This window comes from Arcobacter suis CECT 7833 (assembly GCF_003544815.1).
GTDB classification, from domain to species: domain Bacteria; phylum Campylobacterota; class Campylobacteria; order Campylobacterales; family Arcobacteraceae; genus Aliarcobacter; species Aliarcobacter suis.
Genome location: NZ_CP032100.1, coordinates 1,605,816 through 1,631,726 on the forward strand (window position 1 = coordinate 1,605,816; position 25,911 = coordinate 1,631,726).

A 25,911-nucleotide genomic window follows, 5' to 3' on the forward strand; every position below is an offset into this window, starting at 1 on the left:
TTTTAATTTATACTTTCAAACCTGCTTTTTCTTCAAGTCCTAACATGATATTCATATTTTGAACAGCAGCTCCAGAAGCTCCTTTTCCAAGATTATCAAGTCTTGAGATTACAAGTAAATAATCATCTGATTCATAAACTGAAATTTCGATTCTATTTGTATTATTGCACTTCATTGCATCTAAAAAGCCTTCATCTAAATACTTTATATCATCTTCAATTATTTTTACAAACTCTTCATTTTTATAATAATTTTTATATAAAGATAATACCTCAGCTTTTGATATATTTTTTTCTAATTCATCTTTTATTAGATATGACATTACTAACATACCTTGAGAAAAGTTCCCAACGCTTGGTGTAAAAAATGGAGCTGATTCTAAACCTAAGATATATTTCATTTCAGGTAAATGTTTATGGCTTAAACCTAAAGCATAAGGTCTTTGACTTTTATATTTATCTTTATTTTCAGCTGCTTCATAAATATCTATTAAACCTTTTCCTCCACCACTATAACCTGTGATTGAGTGGCAAACTATTTTTTGTTTTTTTGAAACTATGTTATTTTCAATTAATGGTTTCATTGCCATTATAAATCCACTTGCATGACAACCAGGAACACAAACTCTTGTTGAGTTTTTTATTTTTTCTCTTTGAGTTGGATTTAATTCTGCTATTCCGTAAGTCCAATCATGATTTGTTCTATGAGCTGTACTTGCATCTATTACTTTTGTTGTATTGTTAGTTATTAGTTTTATAGACTCCTTTGAAGCCTCATCAGGTAAACATAAAAAAACCAAATCAGCTTCATTTAAAAACTTCTTTTTAATCTCTAAATCTTTTTTATCTTCTTCATTGATTGTTAAAATTTCAAGTTCATTTCTATCTTTTAGCATTTCATGGATTTTTAATCCTGTTGTTCCAAACTGACCATCTACAAAGATTTTGTATTTCATTTTTATATTTCCTTTTTATTTAAATAAGCTTTTTGAAGTATCATAGACTAACTCATAATAGTTATTGTTGTTATATGAAAACTCTTTTATTACTTCAAGTTTTAATTTTTTTGTATGAGCTTCATAAGACCTTGGATTTATTTTGTTTATAAATGTTACCAAAATAGGAAATCTTTTTGCCATATTCTCTCGTGCAAAGTCAAATATCTTTTCTAATACTCCACTCCCTCTATACTCTTTATCCACACAAACTGGTCCATATTGATATGAGTTTTGAACACTAAGCTTTTGACCTAAATACTCTAAGTTATGTAAATCTTCTACCATAAAAGCAAACATTGGCCATCTTGACCAAAAATTCCAAGATGCACTCATCACATAAGCTACAACCTTTTCATTAAGAACAGCAATAAATAAGCCCTGTTCTAAAGTAGTCAAATCAACCATTTGCTCTTTTGTAAAAGCAGTTGTAATAAACCCATCTTTTTTATCTTCTTGTCTTATAGTATCTATTTGATATTTAAAGTGTAACTCTAATACTTTTTCTATATCTTCTATTTGTGCTAGTTTGTATTGCATCTTTTTCACCATTTTATTTATAAATATCACCACGAAATCCAATATCCTCTATAATTGCTTCAATGATAATATTATCATCAACAACTCTAATAATTAGACGAATATTACTCTTTCTAATTCTATAATAATCTTTTAAATTACCTTGTAACTGTTTATAATCAATATTTTCATCATAATTAAAAAAATGCTTTTTTATAAATTTAATAATAAGTTCATCTACTTGTTTTTCGTTTATAACATTTTTATTTTTATCTAAAAATTTTTTTGCTTTTTTTAAATATGTAAGTTTTAAATCTTTTTTCATTTAAAACTCTATAGACAAACTTTTAGTATGAGATACTTCCTTTTCCTCATTAGTTCTATTTAAAAGCATCATTTCTATCTCTTTTTGTTCTAACAAATCATAAGCATTTTGTAATTTTTCATACTCTTCAATATCTAAGATTACAGCTTCCAATTTATTGTTTTTTGAAATAGCCAATCTATCTTTTGATTTATCAATGATACTATTTAGAATATTTGAAAATCCTCTTGCCATTTCACTCGCAGAAACTATTTCATCTCTTTTATATGCTACCATTTTATTTTCCTAAAGTATGTAATATTTTATGTATAATATTACATGAAATATTAATTACTAATTAAAGGTAAATGTTCTCTTTTTTATTATTCTTAATTTGTTGTTTGTAATAAGATTATTTTTATATTATAATCTTTATTAAAAAATTGGAGCCATACCATGTTATTTAATGAAGGATTTTTAGAAAATGTTAGAGAAGAACCTATTCTTTCAATTGTTAGTGCTATTGAATTATGTATGAGTAAATTAGATACTTCACTTCAAAACTGGTTACAATCGGAATACGACTATTTATTTGAAACATATTCTTTAGTTTCAGTTATTTTAGAAAGTTTTAACTTACAATCAGCAGTAGAAGATATAAGTTTAGAAGGAAATATAAATAAAGATTGTATTAGTTTAAGAAATTATTTAGATTTAGTTCAAGTTGAATATGCGGCAAAAGCAAAACAAATTAGTCTAGAAACAATGAAAAATAGATTTCATAAAGAAATTAACAACTTATTCACTTATGAATTTTCACAAGGAGATTTAGACAGAATACAAGTACTTATTAATGAATTAAGAAAAGAAATAAAAGAATCGAACCTTTTTGAAACAAAACATCAAGAAAGATTATTAAAAAGATTAGAAAAACTACAAGCTGAAATGCATAAAAAAATGTCAGATATTGATAGATTCTGGGGATTAGTTGGAGATGCAGGAGTAGTTTTAGGAAAATTTGGGAAAGATTCAAAACCATTTGTTGATAGAATTAGAGAAATTTCAGACATTGTTTGGAGAACACAATCAAGAGCAGAAGAACTACCTTCCAATACTCCTTCTCCTACACTTATCGAAGCTGAAATTGTAGAAGAATAATATCTTTTTTATTCCCAAATTATAGTTTGGGAATATCATGTGGAACAAAAACTAAATTTAATCTCTTATTATAAAATCTATCATATAATATAAGCTTCAAATTTTAAAGGCAAAACATGACAAATTCTATCAAAATATTTAACGCTTGTGAAAATAACTTAAAAAATATAAACCTAGAAATACCAAAAAATAAACTTATAGTATTTACAGGACTTTCGGGTTCTGGAAAATCAACATTGGCATTTGACACACTTTATGCAGAAGGTCAAAGAAGATATATAGAATCTTTATCTTCTTACGCAAGACAGTTTTTAGATAAAGTTGGAAAACCAAATGTAGAAAGAATTGAAGGGCTAACACCTGCCATTGCAATTGACCAAAAAACAACATCTAAAAATCCTCGTTCAACTGTTGGAACTATTACAGAAGTATATGACTACTTTAGACTTTTATACGCCAGAATTGGAAAACAACATTGCCACCAATGTGGAGAACCAATTTCACAAATGAGTGCAAGTGATGTTATAAATCAAGTTTTAACTTTGCCAAATGATTCAAAAGTAGTAATCTTAGCTCCTTTAATCAATAGAAAAAAAGGAAGTTTTGCAGATTTACTTGAAAGCTTAAGAGGCAAAGGTTATGTAAGAGCCATGATTGATGGAGTTATGGTTAGACTTGATGAAGAAATCGAACTTGCTAAAACTCAAATGCATACAATCAAAGTTGTAATTGATAGGGTTACAATAAAAGAAGAGAATAGAGATAGAATCGCTCAAGATATAGAAAAAGGTCTAAAAGAGAGTTTTGGAGAACTTGAAATTGAGATTTTAAACCATGAAGAAATGGGTGTTGAAAAACATATTCACTACTCTGAACATATGGCTTGTTTCTCTTGTAAAATCTCTTTTGAACCACTTGAACCTTTATCATTTTCTTTTAACTCTCCAAAAGGTGCTTGTTCGTCTTGTGATGGTCTAGGAATTAGATATGCCCTTGATATGAAAAAAGTTATAAATGAAGATTTATCTATTGAAGATGGAGCTATTAGAGTTATATATGGTTTTAATAAAGGTTTTTATTTCAAAATGCTTTTAGCTTTTTGTGAAGGAAGTGATATAGCTGTAAATATTCCTTTTAGAGATTTACCTGAGCATCAAAGAAAAGCTATTTTACATGGAAGTGTTGATGATGCAACATTCTTTTGGAAAAGACACAAACTTACACGAAAATGGGAAGGTGTTGTAAAACTTGCCTATGACATGATAAAAGAAGAAAAAGAGATGAGTGAATACATGACTGAAAAGAAATGTGACTCTTGTAATGGTAATAGATTAAAACCCTCTTCTCAAAGTGTTTATGTGGCAAATAAAACAATAAGTGATATTTTAAATATTCCTATTGAAGATGCACATGCTTTTTTCCAAGATGATTCAAACTTTGATTATCTAAATGAGCAATTTAAAATGATTTCTAAACCAATTTTAAAAGAGATACGAGAAAGAATTTTCTTTTTACATGATGTTGGTTTAGGTTATATTACTCTTGGACGTGATGCAAGAACTATTTCTGGTGGAGAGGCTCAAAGAATTAGAGTAGCTTCACAAATAGGTTCAGGACTTACAGGAGTTATGTATGTACTTGATGAGCCATCTATTGGACTACATGAAAGAGATACAAATAAACTTATTAAAACTTTACGAGCCTTACAAGAAAAAGGAAATACAGTAATTGTTGTTGAACATGACAAAGAGACCATTCAAGCAGCTGATTATATAGTTGACATTGGACCAAACGCAGGAAAATATGGTGGAGAGATTGTATTTGCTGGAACTTTAAAAGAGATGAACAAAGCAAAAACTCTAACTGCAAAATATGTAACTGGAGCTAAAAAAATTGATTATGTTCATAATCGTCCACAAGAAGAATTTATTGAAATCAAAAATGTAACTATAAACAATATAAAAGACTTAAATGTAAAAATTCCACTAAAAAATCTATGTGCAATTACAGGGGTTTCAGGAAGTGGTAAATCATCACTTATTTTACAAACCCTACTTCCCGTTGCAAAAGAGCTTTTAAATCGAGCAAGAAAAGTAAAAAAAGTAGATGGTGTTGAAATCGAAGGACTTGAAAGACTTGATAAAGTTATCTATCTTGACCAAAGTCCTATTGGAAGAACTCCACGATCAAATCCAGCAACTTATACTGGACTTATGGACGAGTTAAGAGAACTATTTGCAAAAACAAAAGAAGCAATGCTTAGAGGTTATAAAATAGGAAGATTCTCTTTTAATGTAAAAGGTGGAAGATGTGAGAAATGTCAAGGTGAAGGTGAAATAAAAATCGAAATGCACTTCTTACCAGATATTATGGTTAAATGTGATGATTGTCACGGAAGAAGATACAACTCTCAAACATTGGAAATAATGTATAAGGGTAAAAATATATCTGATGTATTAAATATGAGTGTTGATGAAGCTTTAGAGTTTTTTGCAAAAGTGCCAAAACTAAATGCAAAACTTCAAACACTTAGTGATGTTGGACTTGGATATATTACACTTGGACAAAATGCAGTTACACTTTCAGGTGGTGAAGCTCAAAGAATTAAACTATCTAAAGAGTTAAGTAAAAAAGATACTGGAAATACTCTTTATGTTTTAGATGAACCAACAACTGGTTTACATTTTGCCGATGTTGACAGACTTACAAAAGTATTACATCATCTTGTTGATTTAGGAAACTCTGTACTTGTAATTGAACATAATCTTGATGTTATCAAAAACTCTGATTGGGTTATTGATATGGGACCTGAGGGTGGAAATAAAGGTGGAAAAATAGTTGATGAAGGAACACCTGAGTTTTTAGCATCAAATCACAAAGTTTCTGGTTCATATACTGGATATTATTTAGATAAAGAGATAAATGGCTAATGAAAATAGATTACAACATCTTCAATCAAAAAACAGCAATAGATAGATTTATTTTTGCTGTTGAAAATGGCTTTTATGTTGAAGCTCACGAACTGCTTGAAGATGATTGGAATTTTTATAAAAAACAAGGAGAATTAAACAAAGCTCTTGTTTTAAAAGGTTTGATAAATGGAGCAACTGCCCTTGCCCTATTTCATATAAAAAAAAGACCTGAAAGTTATAAAAAAGTTTGGCCTGCTTTTGAAAAATATGTTCCATTATTGGATGTTGTAGATTTTGAAGAGAAAGAAAAATATTATTATATAAAAAATCGATTAATTGAATTAAGTAAAGAAGTAGAAGCCAAATTATAAAAATAAAATTTGACTTCTAAAGTTTTAAGATGCTGAATCAAGATTTAATAAATAAGCTTTTACTCTCATCATATCTTCTGTTGGGTATTGATTTTCAACATTACCCCTTTCCACTTTTACATAAAAATCTTTAGATGAACCATTATAACCAAAATTTGTATTTGATAAAACAACCTCATATTTATTTGAAGTAGCACTATTAGTATCAACCTTTTTTGCTTCTGTTGACTCTTTCTCTTTTGAAATAGCCTCTTGTTGCACTTGTTGAATAGCTTCTTCAGTTGTTATTTCCGATGATTTAGCCGATGGTTTAATTTTCTGAACTTCTAAAGCTTTATTATCACTGAACTGGTCAATTTTTGGTAACATTCCATATTGCATAATAAGCTCCTTTTAAAAAAGTTTTAACTGCCCTATTATACAACTATTTTTTATCTTTTGACAAAAATTTTTTTTATTAAGTTTATTTTGATATTATTTGTTCAAAATTATTTACAATTCATAGGAGAAAAACTTGGAATATAATTCCCGTCAGCTAAATTTTTATAAAAGAAAAAATTTATGGAAATTTTAATATTACTATTCACCATAGTTATTGGTACAGCTTTTTTATGTTCACTTTTAGAATCTATTTTATTATCAACAAATATCACTTATATCTCTGTGTTAGAAAAAGACCATCCAAGCGCTGGACGACTTCTTAAAAAATTAAAATTAGACATAGATAAATCTATTGCTGCAATTCTTATATTAAGTACAACGGCAAATACTTTGGGCGCTATTGCTATTGGAATACAAGCAAAAAATGTTTTTGAAGGAAATAGTACTTTAATAATGGTTATTTCTATAATTCTTACTTTAGTTGTTTTATTTTTTTGCGAAATAATTCCTAAAACAATTGGTGCAATTTACTGGAAACAATTAGCTATTTATACTCCAAGAATTATAAACTTATTTATATTTATAACTTATCCATTGATTATTCTTACTCAAATTATTACAAAAAAAGTTGGTACAGAAACCCATGATAAGATTTCAAGAGAAGAGTTATTACAAGCTACATTACTAAGTGAAGAAGAAGGTATTATCAGTGATTTAGAATCACATATTATTGAAAATACTCTTGATTTAAATACTAAAAAATTAAAAGATATTTTAACTCCACGTTCTGTTATGTATGCAGTTGAAAAAAATAGTGAAATCAAAGATATAATTGAAGATAAAAGAACTATTAAATTTTCAAGAATTCCAGTATATGAGGGAACTATTGATAATATTGTAGGAATTATTCTAACAAAAAAACTATTTAAACAAGCATTAAAAGAAAAAGATATAAGTTTAGAAGATGTTATGAAACCTGTATTTTCTTTACATGAAAGTATCAATGTGGCAAAAGCTTTGAAATTATTTATTCAAAAGAAAGAGCATATGTTTATAGTTCATGATTCATACAATCAAACAGAAGGAATTGTAACTTTAGAAGATTGTATAGAGACTCTTTTAGGTCTTGAAATCATGGATGAATTAGATACAACTGCTGATATGAGAAAATTAGCTTTAAATAAAATGAAAGCAAAAAGAAAAGAGGAAGAAACAAAGGAAATGTTATGAGTACAACATTTGATTATGAAAATCTAAAACTTTTTTATATAGGAAAAGAAAAAACAAATGAACAAATTTTTGCTCCTTTAGTTTATAAAAACAAAGATTTAACAACTCACGCAGCAATCATTGGAATGACAGGAAGTGGAAAAACTGGTCTTGGAATTTCACTTTTAGAAGAAGCTGCAATTGATAATATTCCCTCAATTATAATTGATCCAAAAGGTGATATGGGAAATCTACTTCTTACTTTTCCCAACTTACAAGGAAGTGATTTTGAACCTTGGATTGAAGAACAAGATGCTCTAAATAATAGTTTGAGTGTTCCTGAACTTGCTTTAAAAACTGCGCAAACTTGGAAAAATGGACTTGAAGCAGATTTTCAAAATCAAGAAAGAATCCAAAAACTAAAAGATTCAGCTGATTTTACTATTTATACTCCAGGAAGCGCTTCTGGTGTTCAAATATCAATTCTTTCATCTTTTAAAGCACCTAGCATTGAAGTTTTAGAAGATAATGAACTTCTTATTTCATTTATTAATTCAACTGTTAGCTCAATATTATCTTTGATTGATGAAAAAGATGATAGTTCTTCAAAAGAGTTTATTTTAATCTCAACTATTTTTATGAACTCTTATACAAATCAAAAGGATTTAAGCCTTGAAGAGTTGATTACTTATATTGTAACTCCACCATTTTCAAAGGTTGGAATTTTTGATTTAGAGACATTTTTTCCTCAAAATGAAAGATTAAAACTAGCACTAAAACTAAATACGATTATTGCAAATCCATCTTTTAAATCTTGGATTGAAGGTGAACCTTTAGATATTTCAAATCTTTTATATGATGAATCTGGAAAAGCTAAAGTTTCTATATTTTCAATCGCACACTTAAATGATTCTCAAAGAATGTTTTTTGTTTCACTACTACTAAACCAAATGGTTTCATGGATGAGAAGACAAGAGGGAACAACATCACTTAAAGCCCTACTTTATATGGATGAAATTTTTGGATATTTCCCACCAAATGCGAATCCACCATCAAAACAACCAATGCTTACACTTTTAAAACAAGCAAGAAGTTTTGGAGTTGGGATTATACTTTCTACTCAAAATCCAGTTGATATAGACTACAAAGGTTTAGCAAATATTGGAACTTGGTTTATAGGAAGATTACAAACAAAACAAGATAAAGAAAAAGTTATTGATGGATTAAGTTCTGCGGTTGAGGGCAAAATTGATAAAAGTGAAATGGAAAATCTTTTATCAAATCTTGAAAAAAGAACATTTATAATGAAAAATATAAATGAAGATGGAATTAAAATTTTTCAAACAAGATGGACATTATCATATCTAAAAGGTCCAATTACAAAAGAGCAAATCAAGTTTTTGATGAGCAATAAAACAGCAAACTCTGTATCAAAAACTGAACTTCCAAAAACAAAAGTTGAAACAACAAATAGACAAAATAGTGCTAAACCACTTATTCCAAATATTTTAGAGCAAAAATATCTTTATACTTCACAAAGTGAGAGTTATTATTTACAAGGTTATTTGGTTTTTAAATGTTCAGTTCATTTTAGTGATACAAGTAAAAATATAGATTTAACAAATGAACTAAATTATAAATTTTATTTACAAAAAGAAGCTTCAAATGTAAATTTTGAAGAACTTGAAGAGTTTAAAGAAAATAGTTTTGAAACAAATGAGAGAATAAACTCAAACTACTATGAAACTCCCATTTTTATTCAAAATGAAAAAGAGTTAAAACAAATCCAAAAGGATTTTATAAATTTTATTTATAGAACAAATAAATTATCTTTATTTAAAAATGATGCTTTAAAAATCATTTCAAAACAAAATGAAAGTTTAACTGATTTTAAAATCAGAATTCAAGATAGATTAAATGAAAAAATAGATGAACAAATTGAAAGTTTACAGCTAAAGTTTTCAAAAACAAATGATTCAATAGATGACAAACTAAACAAACTTTTTGATAAATTAGAAAAAGAGCAACTTCAAGCAAATACAACCACAACAGATGCTATTATCTCTATTGGAACTTCACTTCTAGGAGCTTTTTTTGGAAAATCAACAACTGCTTCAACTTTAGGAAAAGTAGCTTCTAGCGCAAGGGGAGCTACTAAAATCTTAAAAGAAAAAAGTGATGTAAAATATGTTGAAAGTGAAATTCAACAACTACAAATTGAAAAAGAAGAGTTACAAAAAACATTAGAAAATGAAATCTCAAAAATAAATGAAGAGAATAAAATCTCAAATTTTCAAATAGAAGAGATTTTTATAAAACCAAAAAGAACAGATATTTTTAATATAAAATTAGAACTATTATGGAAAGAAGAATAAATGGCAAAAAATTTAAATGAGTTTTTAGAAACTCTACAAAGTCTTACAATTAGTTCATTAGATGAAAATAAAAATCCATTTTCATCTTATGCACCTTTTGTAAAACACAATCACAAATATTATGTTTATCTATCATTGATGGCAAAACACTCATCAAATTTGACAAACAATGAAATGGCTTCAATTTTCTTTTGTGAAGATGAAAAAGATTGTAAAAATATCTTTGGTAAAAAAAGAGTATCAATCCAATGTAAAGCTAAAAGATTGGAACAAAATACAGAAAATGAAAAAATAATCTTAGATGAATTTAGAAATAAATTTGAAAGTGATATGGTAAATACACTTCATAAAATGGGCGATTTTTATCTTTTTGAATTTACACCTTTTTATGGTGAAGCTGTTTTTGGATTTGGCAAAGCTTATAATCTTGGTGGAGAAAACTTTGAAGAGTTTGTTGAAAGAACAACTAACTCTTCAGGTCATGGAAAAAAGTAAACTATCTAAAAAAAGTAAACTATCTAAAAAAAGAAAGGAGATTAAAATCTCTTTTCTTCTACTAATATTTATTTAAACTCTTTTTGCATTTGACATAAAAATTGCAGCTAATATAAGTAAGCTACCTGTAATTCTATTTTGTATTTTTATTGCTTTTACATCTTTTAATAAAAACTTCAACTTTGAAGCCATTGAAGAATATCCCGTCATTACAAATATATCAACTACACTTAATGTTGCACCTATGATTATAAATTGTAAAAATATTGATTCATTTGGATTTATAAATTGAGGAATAAATGCTACTAAAAAAATTGTTGCTTTGATATTTGTTAGATTTATCAAACTAGAATTCAAAAAAGCTTTTTTTGCGCTGTATGAATTTAGATGTTCTTCATCATCAACTAATTGTGCTTTTTCAAAAATTTTACCTAATCCTAAATAGAGTAAATAAGCAACACCAATCCATTTTATAATCGTAAAAATCAAAACAGATTTAGCAATAATAGCCCCTAATCCAATAACTACAATAAATGTTTGAATTAAATATCCAACTTGTAAACCAAAAATTGCAGGGTAAGATTTTTTAAGACCATATTTTAAACCATAATTCATAGAAACAACAGCTCCAGCTCCTGGTGAAACCGATATTGCAATTGCTGCTAAAAACATAGTTAACCAAACATTAAATTCCATAATATTCCTTTGTTGATTCTGATATGGAAGATTACAATATTGTTTATAAATTTATAACTTTTTGTTCCGTATCAGAATATTCTCTAAAAGTTATCATTAAAGAAATCCTATTGTTATGTTTTGCCCTTGAAAATCTGTACCATTTCCGTCTTTATTTTCAAATTTTATTTTTGCACTAGTTTCAGTCATCATAACTTTTATCTTATAAATAGGTTCAAGATTTTCAAAAACTTCACCACTATCATCAAGAGAAAAAGTATAATCATAAAATCTCTGTGTTGTACATTGTTTTCCTTTTGGTTCTAATTCAAGGTTTTCCCATAATTTTTCAATTTTATCTTTATCCATTGTAAATAGATAATTCAAACACCAATAATTCTTATCAAGAGTTGGAATTTTATATTCCAAAATTGGACTCGAAGCTCTAATGTGACTTTGATAAACTTTTTCTTCTAGAAGAGTATTTGTTGCTACATTCCAAATTTGATATCCATTAATTTTTCTATTTCCAAAAACTGCATTAACAATTTTTTCTTTTATTTCATCATTTACAAATATTCCACAACCAGCCCAGTTTTGTTTACCTTCTTGTATGTGAAGTTCTGGGAACTCTTTGCTTAAAAAAATGCTTTTTTCTTCATCATATATTGCTTCACCATGTCCAATTGCACCTCTTAAAATAAAACCATGATTTATAGCTTCTTGCATAAGAGTAATACAACCCAATAAAAATTTATTTATATTTTGAATACTATCTATTTCATAAGATATGAGTAAAATTGAATCTGAAAAAATTATTGATTTATTAAAATTTGAAACGGTTGGCTCTCCATAAATTGTTTTAACATCACCAAAAATATTTTGATTTGCTTTATCTATAAAATCACCATATTCACAATATAGAGTATCTAAATCTTTTTTTCTTAAATGCTCTTTGAAACCTAAAATGTCAAAAAATGCTAGTAATCTATTTTGATATTTTTCTTTTCCCATTAAAAATATAATCCTAAATTTAATATTTAATTATTTTATCTAAAAAGGATTTGATTGAGGTTAATTGTTTATAAGTTTGGTAGTTTTTACAAGGGGAAAAAACAAGGCTTAAAAGCCTTGTTTTTATTTGTTTATTTATTCTTTTTTGCCTTAGCATTTGGAAGGTCAGTAATACTTCCTTCATAAATTTCAGCTGCCATTCCTACTGATTCGTGTAGTGTTGGGTGTGCATGAATAGTAAGTGCAATATCTTCTGCATCACAATCCATTTCAAGAGCTAGTGTAATTTCTCCTAATAACTCTCCTGCATTATCTCCAACTAAAGCTCCACCGATTAAAGTATGGTCTTTTTTATCAAAGATTAATTTTGTCATACCATTTTGACTAACATCACTAGCTAATGCTCTTCCTGATGCAGTCCATGGGAATGTTGAAACTTCATAATCAATTCCAGCAGCCTTTGCTTCTTTTTCAGTCATACCAACCCAAGCGATTTCTGGGAAAGTATATGCGATTGATGGGATAACTTTTGGTTCAAAATAGTGTTTTTTACCTGCAATTACTTCAGCTGCAACATGAGCTTCATGTACACCTTTGTGTGCAAGCATCGGTTGACCAACAATATCTCCAACTGCAAAGATATGTTCTACATTTGTTCTCATTTGTTTATCAACTTCGATAATTCCCCAATCATTTACTTTTACACCAGCATTTTCAAGGTTAAGAAGTTTACCATTTGCAGCTCTTCCAATAGCAACTAAAACAGCATCATAAATAAAAGGTTCAGTTTGAACACCCTCACCTTCCATTGATACATGAATACCATCCTCTTTAGCTTCGACTTTTGCAACTTTTGTATTTAACATAATATTAAATCTTTTGCTATTTGCTTTTGTGTACATTTTGATAACATCTTTATCAGCAACAGGAACTAATTGGTCTTGCATTTCAACAACATCAATAGTAGACCCAAGTTTTTGATAAACTGTTCCCATTTCAAGACCAATAATTCCTCCACCCATAATTAAAAGTTTTTTAGGAATTTCTTTTAAATCTAAAGCATCTGTTGAATCCCAAATTCTTGGATCTTCATGGGGAATAAATGGCAATTTAATAGGTCTTGAACCAGCAGCAATAATTGCATTTTCAAAAGTGATAGTTACATCTTCTTTTCCACTTACTTGAACTGTGTTTTTATCTACAAAAAGAGCAGTTCCTTGAACAACAGTAACATTTCTCATTTTACTCATGGCACTTAAACCATCAGTTAGTTTTTTTACAACACCATTTTTATAAGCAGCAATTTTTGCTATATCAATAGTTGGTTCTGCATATGTAAGTCCATGTGCAGAAATATGCTCAGCTTCTTCTTTTACTTTTGCAACATGAAGAAGTGCCTTTGATGGAATACATCCAACATTTAAACAAACTCCACCTAAAGTAGGAAATTTTTCTACTAAAACAACATTCATTCCTAAATCTGCACTTCTAAACGCAGCTGAATAACCAGCTGGTCCAGAACCTATTACTAAGACTTGGGCTTTAATTTCTTTACTCATTTTAAAGTCCTTTATTATAGAAGTATTTTTCTAATATCGCCTAATAATGACGATAATGTCGTTACAAATCTTGCACCATCAGCACCATCAATTGCTCTGTGGTCATAAGATAATGATAATGGTAACATTAATCTTGGTACAAACTCTTTTCCATTGTATTTAGGTTTAAATTCTGATTTTGATAATCCTAAAATTGCAACTTCTGGAGCATTTACAATTGGAGTAAATGCAGTACCACCAATTCCACCTAGTGATGAAATTGTGAAACAAGCACCTTGCATATCATTTGCTGTTAATTTTCCAGCTTTTGCTTTTATAGAAAGCTCTTTTAATTCAAGTGCAATTTCTTCAAAACCTTTTTTATCAGCATCTTTAATTACAGGAACTACTAAACCATTTGGTGTATCAACAGCAACTGCAACGTTTACATATTTTTTGAAAATCATTGATTGACCATCAGTAGATAATGACGCATTAAAGTTTGGATGTAATCTTAATGCTTTTGCAACAGCTTTAACAGCAAATACTAATGGAGATATTTTAACATCTGAATTCATTTTTGAATAAATAGTATTTTGTTCTTTTCTAAACTCCTCAAGTTCAGTAATATCTGCCTCATCAAATTGCGTTACGTGAGGAATAATGATTGCATTTCTTTGAAGTGATGGACCTGAAATTTTTTGAATTTTTGATAATTCTACAACTTCAATTTCTCCAAATTTAGAGAAATCAATCTCTTTTAATGGTGCTAACTCAAATCCTAAACCACCTGCAGTATTACTTGAAGCAGTTAAATTTGCACAACTTGGATTTGATAATACAGATTTTATATATAATCTAATATCATCTTTTAAAATTCTATTTTTAGGACCTGTACCATTTACTAATGTTAAATCTACACCATACTCTCTAGCTAATCTTCTAATACTTGGTGATGCGTAAGCTTTACCAGTTGTTTTTGTAACATGAGATTCAACACTTACAGTTTCTACTTTTGATTCTACTTTAGCAGGCGTCTCATTTTTTACAATAACCTCTTCTTTAGCAACCTCTTTTGGTGTTGAAGCAACTACAGTTTTTTCAATTCTTGCAATTAAAGAACCAGTTTTTACTTTATCTCCAGCATTTACAAGAATTTCAACTAATTTACCAGAAATTGGTGTTGGAACATCCATAGTAGCTTTTTCTGTTTCTAAAGTAATTATTCCATCTTCTTCATTTAAAAAATCCCCAACTGATGCAATAATTTCAATTACATCAACTGATTCATCTCCACCTACATCTGGAACAAAAATATCTTCAATTACTAATGTTGTCTCTTGTGAAGCTGTACTTACTTCTACAGTTTTTTCTTCTATTTTAACTTCTTCAACTATTTTAGCAGGTGTTGCAATTGCAACTTCTTTTACAGTTTCATTAGAAGCTGATGCAGTTGTAACTAAAGTAGCGATTAAATCACCCTCTTTAATTTTATCTCCTGCTTTAACAATTAAAGATTCAATAGTTCCAGCAAATGGTGCAGGAATATCCATAGAAGCTTTTTCTGTTTCTACTACAATGATAGTATCGTCTTCACCAATACTATCACCAACTTTAACACTGATTTCAATAATTTCTACTTCTTCTCCACCAACGTCTGGCAGTTTTATTTGTTCAATACTCATAGACACACCTTATGCATATAATGGATTAATTTTATTTGGATTGATTTTAAATTTAGCAATAGCTTCATTTAATACTTTTTTATCTAATTTACCATTTTCTACTAATAAATATAGAGTTGCGTAAACAATAAAGTTAGCATCAACTTCAAAGTGTTCTCTTAAATTTGCTCTTGAATCAGATCTACCAAAACCATCTGTTCCTAAAGTTTTAAATGAACCTTTTACATAAGCTCTAATTTGTTCAGAATAAATTTTCATATAATCAGTTGCTGAAACAATGATATTATCTTTATCTTCACCTAATACAGTTGTTACATAAGGAGTTTTATCCTCTTCATCTGGATGTAATAAGTTGTATCTTTCTACATCTTGTGCTTCTCTTGCAATTTCATTATATGAAGTAACAGAATAAACATCTGATTTTACACCATATTCTGATGCTAAAATATCAGCAGCTTGTCTAACTTGCTCTAAAATTGTACCTGAACCTAATAATTTAACTTTATAATCATTAGCTGCATCAACAGTATCTAATTTATAAATACCTTTTAAAATTCCTTCTTCAACACCTTCAGGCATTGCAGGTTGTTTGTAGTTTTCATTCATTGTTGTTAAATAATAGAATACATCTTCTTGTTTTTCACCATACATTCTATTAATACCATCTTGAACAATTACTGCTAACTCATAACCATAAGTTGGGTCATAAGAGATACAACTTGGAATTGTATTAGCTAAAATATGAGAATGTCCATCTTCATGTTGTAAACCTTCACCATTTAATGTAGTTCTACCTGCAGTTCCACCAACTAAGAATCCTCTAGCTCTTAAATCACCTGCTGCCCATGCCATATCACCTGTTCTTTGGAATCCGAACATTGAGTAATAGATGTAAAATGGAATCATAGGAACATCATTTACAGAGTATGAAGTTGCTGCTGCTGCCCATGAACCCATTGCTCCAAGTTCATTAATACCTTCTTGAAGTACTTGACCTTCTTTATCTTCTTTATAATATGCAACTTGATCTCTATCTTGAGGAACATATTTTTGCCCCTCATTTGAATAAATACCAATTTGTCTAAACATACCTTCCATACCAAAAGTTCTAGCTTCATCAGGAACAATAGGAACAATTTGTTTACCGATATTTTTATCTTTTACTAATATATTTAAGATTCTTACAAAAGCCATAGTAGTAGAGATTTCTCTATCACCACTTCCTTTTGTAATAGATTCAAATTCAGCTAAAGAAGGAATTTCTAATTTATTAGTAAATTTCTCTAATCTTTGAGGAACAAAACCATGAAGTTCAGCTCTTCTTGCTTTCATATATTTCATTTCAACAGAATCTTCATCAAAAGTATAGTATGGTAATTTTTCTAACTCTTCATCTGAAAAAGGAATTCTAAATCTATCTCTAAATTGTCTTAATGAATCTAAATCAACTTTTTTAACACCGTGAGCAATATTTTTACCTTCAGCTGCTTCACCCATTCCGTAACCTTTTACAGTTTTAGCTAAAATAACTGTTGGTCTATCTTTTGTTTTTTCTGCTGCTTTATATGCTGCATAAACTTTTAATGGGTCATGTCCACCTCTGTTTAAAGCAAAAATATCTTGATCAGACATATTTTCAACTAATTTTGCAGTTTCAGGGTATTTATTAAAGAAATGTTCTCTTGTGTAAGCTCCACCTTTTTGTTTAAAGTTTTGGTACTCACCATCAACTGTCTCTTCCATTAATTGTAAAAGCTTACCTGATTTATCTTTTTGTAATAAAGCATCCCAGTGTCTTCCCCAGATTACTTTAACTACTCTCCATCCATTTCCTCTAAAGTTTCCTTCTAGTTCTTGAATGATTTTTCCATTACCTCTAACTGGTCCATCAAGTCTTTGTAAGTTACAATTAATTACAAATACTAAGTTATCTAAACCTTCTCTACCTGCTAAAGAAATTGCTCCTAAAGATTCTGGTTCATCACACTCACCATCACCCATAAAACAATATACTTTTTGCTCGCTACAATCTTTAATACCTCTATTTGTTAAGTATTTTAAGAATCTTGCTTGGTAAATTGCTTGAATTGGTCCAAGTCCCATAGATACTGTTGGGAATTGCCAATAATCTGGCATTAATTTTGGGTGAGGATAAGATGATAAACCTTGTCCATCAACTTCTTGTCTAAAGTTATCCATTTGCTCTTTTGTAATTCTTCCTTCTAAAAAAGATCTTGCATAAATACCAGGTGCAATATGCCCTTGGAAGAAAATTAAATCTCCACCATCTTTTTCATTCGGAGCTCTAAAGAAGTGATTAAAGCCTACATCATATAATGTTGCAGAAGATTGAAATGATGCAATATGTCCACCAAGCTCTAAATTCTTTTTAGATGCTCTTAATACCATCATTGTTGCATTCCATCTAATTGCAGATCTGATTCTTCTTTCGATATCTCTATCACCTGGCATCTTAGGTTCATCTTCAACATCAATACTATTTAAGTATGCTGTTGTTGCTCTAAACGGTAGATACGTACCTTTTCTTCTTGCCTTATCAATTAATTTTTCTAAAATATAGTGAGCTCTTTTAGGTCCACCTTCTTCTATAATATTTTCTAAGGCTTCAAGCCATTCATTTGTTTCTTCTGGATTAATGTCTTTTAAATATTCATTTTGCATTGATATCCTTTATTGTATTTATTAAAATTATTATTATTTTCTATGTGGTAGAAAACTAATATTTATTATGATACAATTATAAACTTATACTAATTTTAATTTTTAAGATTTTTATAAGAAATATTGCTTTAAAGTGATAAAATTACACTTTAGGAATAAACTAAATGCTTCATAAAAAAGAGTTTAGATTAATTTTAACAAATAATAATAGCGCGAAAATAAACATGGCTATAGATAAGGCATTAACTATTTCCTATGAAAAAGATGATATGCCAATTTTGAGATTTTATACTTGGGAAGATTCATTTACAATTGGGCTAGGTCAAGATTTTGAAAGTTATACAAATTTAAAAGATATATATAAAGATAATTGTTCAAAAAGAATAACTGGCGGTGGAGTTTTATTTCATGGCCATGATATATCTTATAGTTTAGTATTATCAAATACTGAATTTGGTAATTTAAGTGTTAAACAGTCATATGAGAAAATATGCCAATTTTTATTAGAATTTTATAAAAAAGTTGGATTAAACCCTACTTTTGTAAAAGATTCAGAATATATTAAATTGAAAAAAAATGAATTTTGTCAAGTTGGATTTGAAGCTTATGATATTATCGTTGATGGAAATAAAATAGGTGGAAATGCGCAAAAAAGAAATAAAAAATTAATATTTCAACACGGCTCAATTCCAATATTAAAAACAAAAGAAGATAAAAGAGTAGGAATATCACTTGAAGATTTAGATATACATCTAAGTTTTGAAGAAGCACAAAATAGACTCATTGATGCTTTCAAAGAGTGTTTTGATGCAAAATTAATATTATCTCAATTATCACAAATTGAAAATGAAAATTTAAAAAAAATATTAGAAGGTAAATAAAAATGACCTCTCCACAAAAAATAGATTTTAACAAACCTATTTGGTTAAGAAAAAAACTATCAAATACTGCTCAAAAAGATATGGAGCAACTTCTTAAAGATGGTGGATTACACACTATTTGTCAAGAAGCAAAATGTCCTAATATTAGTGAATGTTTTTCTAAAAAAAATGCCACATTTTTAATATTAGGTGATACATGTACAAGAAGATGCACATATTGTAATGTAAAAACTGGAAAACCAGATGGCGTAAATGAAGATGAAATAAACCAAGTTACAATCGCTGTTCAAAAACTGGGTCTAAAATTTGTAGTAATCACAAGTCCAGCTAGGGATGATTTAGATGATGGCGGAGCTTTACAATTCTACAAAGTTACAAAAAATATTTTAGAAAATACAAGCGATACACAAGTCGAACTTTTAATCCCTGATTTCAAAGGAAATATTGAATCAATTCAAAAAGTTGTAGATTCAGGAGCTGTTATCATTGGACATAATATTGAAACAGTTCCTAGATTATATAGAGTAAGACGAAATGCAACCTATGAAAGATCATTAGAAGTTCTAAAAAAAATAAAAGAACTTGGTGGTAATGCTGTTAAAACTAAAAGTGCTTTAATGGTAGGATTAGGTGAAACCGAAGATGAAATGCTTCAAGTATTTAAAGATTTAATTGCCGTTGGGTGTAAATTTTTAAGTATAGGACAATATCTAGCACCATCAGGTGACTATGAAAAAGTAATTGAATTTGTAAAACCTGAACAATTTGATAGATATAAAACCTTAGCTTTAGAGTTGGGGTTTGAGTTTGTTCATAGTACTCCATATGCTAGAAGTTCTTATTTAGCACATGAGTATTTAAGTAAAAATAATGATAATAATTTAATAAAAGGATAAATTTTTGAAAAATAATAAAAAAGTTGGAATAATAGGTGCGGGAAATGTTGGAGCTACTTTAGCTTTTAGTTTAGCAAATAAAAATATTTGTGCTGAGATTATATTAAAAGATTTAAGAATGAATGTTGTTGAGGCTATGGCTTTAGATATTTCACAAGCTGCGAAAGCTTCTAAATCATCAACAAAAGTTAGTTTTGCGTCTAATGCACAAGAGTTTAGTAATTGTGATGTAATAGTAATAACTGCTGGAATTCCTAGAAAACCTGGTATGAGTAGAGATGATTTATTACTTACAAATGCAAAAATTATGACATCAGTAATAAATGAAATTGCTCCATTTAATAAAGATGCAATTTATATCATCGTTTCAAATCCATTAGATGCGATGGTTTATACAGCTTTAAAAGCAACATCTTTACCAAGAAATAAAATTATAGGAATGGCAGGAGTTCTTGATAGTTCAAGAATGGCTCACTTTATACAAGAGAAATTAACATTTACTCCAAATGAAATAAAAGCAGCTGTTATGGGTGGACATGGTGATGAAATGGTTCCATTAGCAAACTATTCTAGTGTTGATGGAAAAGATTTAAAAGAGTTTTTAACAGTAGATGAAATAGAAGAAATCATTGTAAAAACAAGAAATGGTGGAGCTCAAATCGTAAAATTACTTGAAACTGGTTCTGCATATTATGCACCTGCATACTCTACAGCTTTAATGGTTGAAGCTATTTTGACTGATTCAAAAGAGACTTATCCTTGTGCTGTTATGTTAAAAGGTGAATACGGATATGAAAATATCGTTGCAGGAGTTCCTGTTACTTTAGGAAAAGACGGTTTTGAAAAAATTGTTGAACTTGAATTAAATGAAGAACAAAAAGCTCAATTTGCAAAATCAATTTCTGCAATAAAAGAGTTAGTAAATACAATAGATAAAAACTTCTAATTTTAAAAATCTCAATCTATTAAATATAACTACTTAATAGATTGAGATATTCCTAAAATATTTCCATCGCCAGATATTAAAATCGCTAGTTTTTTTGTACTTTCAAATTGAGAAAAAATTATAAGTAAAATCACCATTAATGGAACCGATAAAAACATTCCAATAGTTCCCCACATTGCACCCCAAACAACTAAAGATAATATAACTATAAATTGAGAAATATTCAATTTATCTCCCATCATTCTTGGTTGGACAATATTTCCTAAAACAAATTGAATAATTATTAAAAGTGTAAATAAAATCAAAACATCTGAAATTATAGGAAGTTGTATAAGAGCAAAAGTTGTTGGAATTAAAACTGCAACGATACTTCCAATAGTTGGAATAAAGTTTAAAACAAAGGCAATAAATCCCCATAAAACTGCACCTTCTAAAGAAAAATATTGACAGATTAAATAAGTCAAAAATCCTGTTGCCAAACTAATTATGGTTGTAATTGAAATATAAGTTTTAATACTTTGAGAAATAGATATCAAAACATGTTTTGCTCTATTTTTATGCTCATTGTTTGGAAAAAGTGCATTTAATTTTATATTAAAAAATCTTTGGTCTAAAAGTAAAAAAAGTACATATAAAAGTATTTGAACAATATTTCCAAAAATAGTACTAAAAGCACTAATTACTTTGTTTATAACCATTGCTAAACTAAACTCTTGTAATATTTTTTGTAAAGGTGTTACCAAATCAAAAGAAGTTAAAACAGAGAGTTTTTCTATTAATTGCATAACTTTTCCATCTAATGAAGAAATAGTTGAACTTAAAGTAAACATACTTGAAGCTATAAAACTTCCGATTTCAAACATCAAATAAACAATAATTACCAAAGATAAAGGAATACTTATGTACTCTCCGATTTTATTATTTAGAAATGGTATTCGTTTGATTTGATCAGCAAAAGCATTTATTAAAAACCAAATAAGTATAGCAATTGCAATTGGGGTTAAAATATTACTAAGACCATTTATAGCCCAGAAAAATATAGTAATAGAAGCTAAAAAGTAAAATGCTTTTGCAAAATTCGAATCTTTATGTATGTTTTCCAAAATCAACCTTTAAAAATTTTAATAATATAATAGCAAATTAATAAGAAAAAAGCCTAAGAAAGTAATATATTGCAAATTGAAAATCAAAGAGAAGTCTGTTATACCTGCTACCGACCAAAAACCTCATGTGTTTGTGAACATTTAATAAATCCTATAAATACCAATACAAAATTTGTTATTTTAATGCATCCAAAAGAGTATAGAAAAACAAAAAATGGAACAGGTCATATGACAAATAACTCTTTAGAAAATTGTGAGTTATACGTAGGAATTGATTTTACAAATCATAAAAGAGTAAATGAATTATTAAATGATGATAATTATGAATCTTTTATTTTATATCCTGATATTAATAGTATAAAATTAAATACTCAAAAACTTCCAAGTGAAAAAAAAGCACTGATTTTTATCATAGATTCAACTTGGCCTTGTTCTAAAAAAATGTTAAGACTTAGTACAAATTTACATGATTTGAAAAAAGTTAGTTTTGAACATGATAAATCTTCACAATTCAAAATAAAAACCCAACCAAATCAATATTGTTTATCTACAATTGAATCAACTTTGTGTTTACTTGAACAGTTAAATCTTCAAAATATAGAAAATATTTCATCAAAATCATTGGAAAACTTTTTAACTCCTTTTGAAAAAATGGTTGAATATCAAGTAAAATGTGCCTTTAATGAAAATGATATTAGATATAAAATTCCTTATAAAAAAACTATTTAGTGTATAAACTATACCTTTTGTTAAACTTGTATTTAACTAATAATAATTTATTAATGTTTTTAATAGAAATTTAGATATTTTAAAATCTTTATTTATAATATAACTATTTTGGAGATTGTTGAAATGCCTAAATTAAAACTTATTGTTTTTATCCTATTGATTAACTACTCTTTATTTGCAAATACACAAAATTCTTTTGAACTAGAATCTAAAAAAAATATAAAATCACTTTTAAACAAAAATTATGAAAATTTATTAATAAGTAAGAAGAATTTAAATGATTATTATTTTACAAATGATTTCAAACCATATTGGGTTGAAGAAAAAGGAGTAAAAAATATAGCTTTTTCTCTTTTAGATAAAATCAAAAATGATCCTGTGTTAAAACCCCATGCCAATAAATTATTCAGATTAGATGAAGTTATTAGTACATTAAATACTTTAGATAAATCTAATGACAAATATTTTTTTAATTTAGCAAAAATAGATTTTATGTTAACAGAATTATTTGATAGATATGTTACTTACCTAACAAAAGGCTCAATAAAATGGAGTGCTTTTGAAGAAAAATTGGCTGAACTTGAAAAAGAAACAGAAATAAAAGCTTCTTGGGATAAATACTCTTCAAATGAAAATCCTAAACTTTTATTGAAAAAAGTTATTGAAAGAGATGATTTATCAGGGGTTCTAAAAGAAATTGATTTTAATTATCCTCAAGTAAAAGAATTAATTTTAGCTATTGATGAACTTGAAAAAGTATCATCAAAAGGTGGATATACAAAAGTTCCTGAATCCAAATCATTAAAAGTGGGTGATATATCTGAATATCTTCCTATTTTAAGAAAAAGATTATTTGAAAGTCAAGACTTAAATACACAATGTCAAAACACTATAAATACGCAAGGTTTAATTACAAATAGTATAAATACAAATGGAAATGACGTAAATGAAACAAATCCTGAAATTGAAAAACTAAGTACAAATTGTGAAAATATTTTTGATGAAGATTTAAAAAATGCAGTTATATCTTTTCAAAAAAAACATGGTTTATTCGCAGATGGAATTGTTGGTCTTAAAACGCAAAAATTCTTAAATATATCAGCTGATAAAAAAATCTCAATCATTAGATTAAATTTAGAAAGAATGAGATGGTTACCTAGAGATTTAGGTGAAAAATATTTACTTATAAATGTTCCTGAATATAGATTAAGATTATATGAAAATAATAATATTGTATTAAATATGGCAGTAATTGTAGGAGATACAAAGTTCCCAACTCCTATTTTCTCGGATAAAATGTCTTATATAGTTTTAAATCCAAGCTGGAATATTCCTGATAGTATTGCAAAAAATGAAATCATTCCAAAGCTTTTAAAAGATCCTAATTATTTAGCTGAAAAAGGAATAGATATTTATGCAGGATGGAATGGTAGTCCTGAAAAAGTTGATTCTAAAGATGTTATAGATAGTGCTATTTTAGAAGATGAAGAGTATCTTAGAAATTTTAGATTCTCACAAACTTCAAATGAAGATAATCCTCTTGGAAGAATGAAATTTATGTTTCCAAATAAACACTCTGTGTATATCCATGACACTCCGGCAAAGAGTTTATTTGCAAATTCAAGAAGAGCTTATTCTCATGGCTGTATTAGGCTTTCTAAGCCAGAAGAATTACTTTCTATAATAGCAAATGAAGATAAAAATTTGAATATTGAAAAAGTAAATGAAATTTTATCAAGTAAAGTTAGCGAAAAATCTATTGGTTTAGATAAAAAAATTCCTATTCATATAATTTATCTAACTTCTTGGGTTGATGAAAATGGAGTTTTACAGTTTAGAGAAGATATTTATAATTTTGATAAGATTCAAAAAGAGTTATTGTTTTAACTCTTTTTGATATTAAATAGATTTATTTAGATTGTTCTAGCTTTTTTAGTCTTTTCTTTTCAACTAACATTTTATCTTGAAATTGTTTACTTTTATCTCTTGCAAATGCTTGCATATCTTCAACTTCATCCATTTCATCCATAATTTCAACACCCAATAAAGTCTCAATTGCATCTTCTAAAGTTACAACTCCACTTGTTTGACCATAATTGTCATGAACAATAAATAAGTGTGTTTTTCTTTTAACAAATAAGTCTATTAGAACTGAAACAGGTACATTTTCAGAGATTTTATGAACAGGAACTGTAATATTTCTCAGTAAGGTATCATCTCGTTCTTCAACACTCTCTTCTAAAATAGTCTGATTAAATACAACTCCTATAATATCATCTATTGATTCACTAAAAATAGGTATTCTAGAATGAATATACATTTTATCATCTTCAATTGCTTCTTCAACTGTTACATCTGCTTGTAGTGCAAAAACAACACTTCGAGGAGTCATTATTTCTTTTGTTTTTATATTTTTTAGTTTAAAAAGATTTTCAATTAAAACACTCTCTTTAGAATGAATAGAACCCTCTTTTTCTCCCATAGTTACAACAGCCATAACCTCTTCTCTTGAAAAATTAATTTCATCTTTTTTACCTTTTGAAATATAGTTTGTTATAAAACTTGAAAACCATACCAAAGGATAAGTTATTTTTATCATAATTGAAATCAAATAAGCAGAAGGAAGTAATAAACTCTTCCAATAAATTGCTCCTATTGTTTTAGGAATAATTTCAGATGTATATAAAATCAATAAAGTCAATATAAATGCAATTAAAGCTTGCCATTCAGCGCCAAATAACATTTGTGCTTGCGCTCCAACACCTGCTGCTCCCATTGTATGAGCAAAAGTATTAAGCGTCAAGATTGAAGATATTGGTTTATCAATATTTGATTTTAACTCTTTTAATAATTTAACAGAATTTTCATTATCTTTTTTTGTTAAAGTCTCTATATATGAAGGTGTACTAGAAAGTAAAACAGCCTCTAAAATAGAGCATAAAAAAGAAACAAACAGCGCAATAAGAAGATATGTGATTAGAAGGGTCATTTTTTACACCCCATATGAGAGAAATTTAAGTAACGCCTTTGGGAGTCATTTGAAT

General features: G+C 28.0%; 23 protein-coding genes. 11 read left to right on the forward strand and 12 right to left on the reverse strand.

Features of this window, described 5'->3' with window-relative positions:
- Window positions 1-7: 7 nt before the first annotated feature.
- The 4 genes from argC to ASUIS_RS08310 are packed head-to-tail and all read right to left on the reverse strand — an operon-like array spanning window position 8 to window position 2,114.
- Window positions 8-955 (reverse strand): N-acetyl-gamma-glutamyl-phosphate reductase, encoded by a 948-nt coding sequence (argC, locus tag ASUIS_RS08295; protein WP_118886596.1) that lies wholly within the window; start codon window positions 953-955, stop codon window positions 8-10.
- 15 nt (window positions 956-970) lie between these two features.
- Window positions 971-1,534, reverse strand: a complete 564-nt coding sequence (locus ASUIS_RS08300; RefSeq protein WP_118887665.1) for a GNAT family N-acetyltransferase — start codon at window positions 1,532-1,534, stop codon at window positions 971-973.
- Window positions 1,535-1,547: 13 nt separating this feature from the next.
- On the reverse strand, window positions 1,548-1,838 hold the full coding sequence (locus tag ASUIS_RS08305; protein WP_118886597.1) for a hypothetical protein: 291 nt from the start codon (window positions 1,836-1,838) through the stop codon (window positions 1,548-1,550).
- Entirely contained in the window at window positions 1,839-2,114 is a 276-nt protein-coding gene (locus tag ASUIS_RS08310; protein WP_118886598.1) for a type II toxin-antitoxin system Phd/YefM family antitoxin, read from the reverse strand. It lies immediately after the preceding gene.
- Between the two features lie 159 nt (window positions 2,115-2,273).
- Here ASUIS_RS08310 and ASUIS_RS08315 point away from each other — a divergent pair, with 159 nt between their 5' ends.
- The 3 genes from ASUIS_RS08315 (at window position 2,274) to ASUIS_RS08325 (ending at window position 6,258) form a co-directional block, all read left to right on the forward strand.
- A complete protein-coding gene (locus tag ASUIS_RS08315; protein WP_118886599.1) occupies window positions 2,274-2,975 on the forward strand; it encodes a hypothetical protein in 702 nt (233 codons plus the stop codon).
- 116 nt (window positions 2,976-3,091) lie between these two features.
- The gene (gene uvrA, locus ASUIS_RS08320) at window positions 3,092-5,905 is read left to right on the forward strand and encodes an excinuclease ABC subunit UvrA (RefSeq protein ID WP_118886600.1); all 2,814 of its coding nucleotides are present in this window, start codon (window positions 3,092-3,094) and stop codon (window positions 5,903-5,905) included.
- Entirely contained in the window at window positions 5,905-6,258 is a 354-nt protein-coding gene (locus ASUIS_RS08325; protein ID WP_118886601.1) for a DUF309 domain-containing protein, read from the forward strand. The genes uvrA and ASUIS_RS08325 overlap by 1 nt, the downstream gene beginning before the upstream one ends.
- Window positions 6,259-6,282: 24 nt before the next feature.
- Here the strand turns inward: ASUIS_RS08325 and ASUIS_RS08330 are convergent, their stop codons facing one another.
- Window positions 6,283-6,639 carry a hypothetical protein gene (locus ASUIS_RS08330; protein ID WP_118886602.1) on the reverse strand — a complete coding sequence of 119 codons (357 nt, stop codon included), beginning with the start codon at window positions 6,637-6,639 and terminating at the stop codon, window positions 6,283-6,285.
- Window positions 6,640-6,819: 180 nt separating this feature from the next.
- On the opposite strand from ASUIS_RS08330, the gene ASUIS_RS08335 reads away from it, so the two are divergent.
- The 3 genes from ASUIS_RS08335 to ASUIS_RS08345 are packed head-to-tail and all read left to right on the forward strand — an operon-like array spanning window position 6,820 to window position 10,718.
- Window positions 6,820-7,869: a CNNM domain-containing protein gene (locus tag ASUIS_RS08335; protein WP_118886603.1), complete on the forward strand. Its 1,050-nt coding sequence runs from the start codon at window positions 6,820-6,822 to the stop codon at window positions 7,867-7,869.
- Window positions 7,866-10,223 carry a helicase HerA domain-containing protein gene (locus tag ASUIS_RS08340; protein WP_118886604.1) on the forward strand — a complete coding sequence of 786 codons (2,358 nt, stop codon included), beginning with the start codon at window positions 7,866-7,868 and terminating at the stop codon, window positions 10,221-10,223. Before ASUIS_RS08335 ends, ASUIS_RS08340 begins: the two co-directional genes overlap by 4 nt.
- Entirely contained in the window at window positions 10,224-10,718 is a 495-nt protein-coding gene (locus ASUIS_RS08345) for a HugZ family pyridoxamine 5'-phosphate oxidase (RefSeq protein WP_118886605.1), read from the forward strand.
- Window positions 10,719-10,790: 72 nt separating this feature from the next.
- Here ASUIS_RS08345 and ASUIS_RS08350 read toward each other — a convergent pair whose 3' ends face one another.
- The 5 genes from ASUIS_RS08350 to aceE form a co-directional block, all read right to left on the reverse strand.
- On the reverse strand, window positions 10,791-11,414 hold the full coding sequence (locus tag ASUIS_RS08350; RefSeq protein WP_118886606.1) for a LysE family transporter: 624 nt from the start codon (window positions 11,412-11,414) through the stop codon (window positions 10,791-10,793).
- A gap of 96 nt (window positions 11,415-11,510) precedes the next feature.
- A complete protein-coding gene (locus tag ASUIS_RS08355) occupies window positions 11,511-12,407 on the reverse strand; it encodes a hypothetical protein (RefSeq protein ID WP_118886607.1) in 897 nt (298 codons plus the stop codon).
- Window positions 12,408-12,538: 131 nt separating this feature from the next.
- On the reverse strand, window positions 12,539-13,966 hold the full coding sequence (gene lpdA / locus ASUIS_RS08360; protein ID WP_118886608.1) for a dihydrolipoyl dehydrogenase: 1,428 nt from the start codon (window positions 13,964-13,966) through the stop codon (window positions 12,539-12,541).
- Between the two features lie 14 nt (window positions 13,967-13,980).
- Entirely contained in the window at window positions 13,981-15,630 is a 1,650-nt protein-coding gene (locus tag ASUIS_RS08365) for a 2-oxo acid dehydrogenase subunit E2 (protein ID WP_118886609.1), read from the reverse strand.
- 9 nt (window positions 15,631-15,639) lie between these two features.
- Window positions 15,640-18,312, reverse strand: coding sequence for a pyruvate dehydrogenase (acetyl-transferring), homodimeric type (gene aceE, locus ASUIS_RS08370; protein WP_192894422.1), 2,673 nt, complete (start codon window positions 18,310-18,312; stop codon window positions 15,640-15,642).
- Window positions 18,313-18,476: 164 nt separating this feature from the next.
- On the opposite strand from aceE, the gene ASUIS_RS08375 reads away from it, so the two are divergent.
- Genes ASUIS_RS08375 through ASUIS_RS08385 form a run of 3 tightly spaced genes read left to right on the forward strand, consistent with a single transcriptional unit; the run spans window position 18,477 to window position 21,035 of the window.
- Window positions 18,477-19,193 (forward strand): lipoate--protein ligase family protein, encoded by a 717-nt coding sequence (locus tag ASUIS_RS08375; protein ID WP_118886611.1) that lies wholly within the window; start codon window positions 18,477-18,479, stop codon window positions 19,191-19,193.
- A gap of 2 nt (window positions 19,194-19,195) precedes the next feature.
- A complete protein-coding gene (gene lipA, locus ASUIS_RS08380) occupies window positions 19,196-20,089 on the forward strand; it encodes a lipoyl synthase (RefSeq protein ID WP_118886612.1) in 894 nt (297 codons plus the stop codon).
- A 4-nt stretch (window positions 20,090-20,093) separates the two neighbouring features.
- Window positions 20,094-21,035: a malate dehydrogenase gene (locus ASUIS_RS08385; RefSeq protein WP_118886613.1), complete on the forward strand. Its 942-nt coding sequence runs from the start codon at window positions 20,094-20,096 to the stop codon at window positions 21,033-21,035.
- A 29-nt stretch (window positions 21,036-21,064) separates the two neighbouring features.
- Here ASUIS_RS08385 and ASUIS_RS08390 read toward each other — a convergent pair whose 3' ends face one another.
- On the reverse strand, window positions 21,065-22,138 hold the full coding sequence (locus tag ASUIS_RS08390) for an AI-2E family transporter (protein ID WP_118886614.1): 1,074 nt from the start codon (window positions 22,136-22,138) through the stop codon (window positions 21,065-21,067).
- Window positions 22,139-22,207: 69 nt separating this feature from the next.
- On the opposite strand from ASUIS_RS08390, the gene ASUIS_RS08395 reads away from it, so the two are divergent.
- Together ASUIS_RS08395 and ASUIS_RS08400 are read left to right on the forward strand one after the other, a co-directional pair.
- Complete coding sequence (locus ASUIS_RS08395; protein ID WP_118886615.1) at window positions 22,208-22,867, forward strand: tRNA-uridine aminocarboxypropyltransferase; 660 nt, start codon at window positions 22,208-22,210, stop codon at window positions 22,865-22,867.
- Window positions 22,868-22,990: 123 nt separating this feature from the next.
- Entirely contained in the window at window positions 22,991-24,754 is a 1,764-nt protein-coding gene (locus ASUIS_RS08400) for a L,D-transpeptidase family protein (protein WP_118886616.1), read from the forward strand.
- A 22-nt stretch (window positions 24,755-24,776) separates the two neighbouring features.
- On the opposite strand, the gene ASUIS_RS08405 is transcribed toward ASUIS_RS08400, so the two are convergent.
- Complete coding sequence (locus tag ASUIS_RS08405; protein ID WP_118886617.1) at window positions 24,777-25,856, reverse strand: CNNM domain-containing protein; 1,080 nt, start codon at window positions 25,854-25,856, stop codon at window positions 24,777-24,779.
- Window positions 25,857-25,911: the final 55 nt, after the last annotated feature.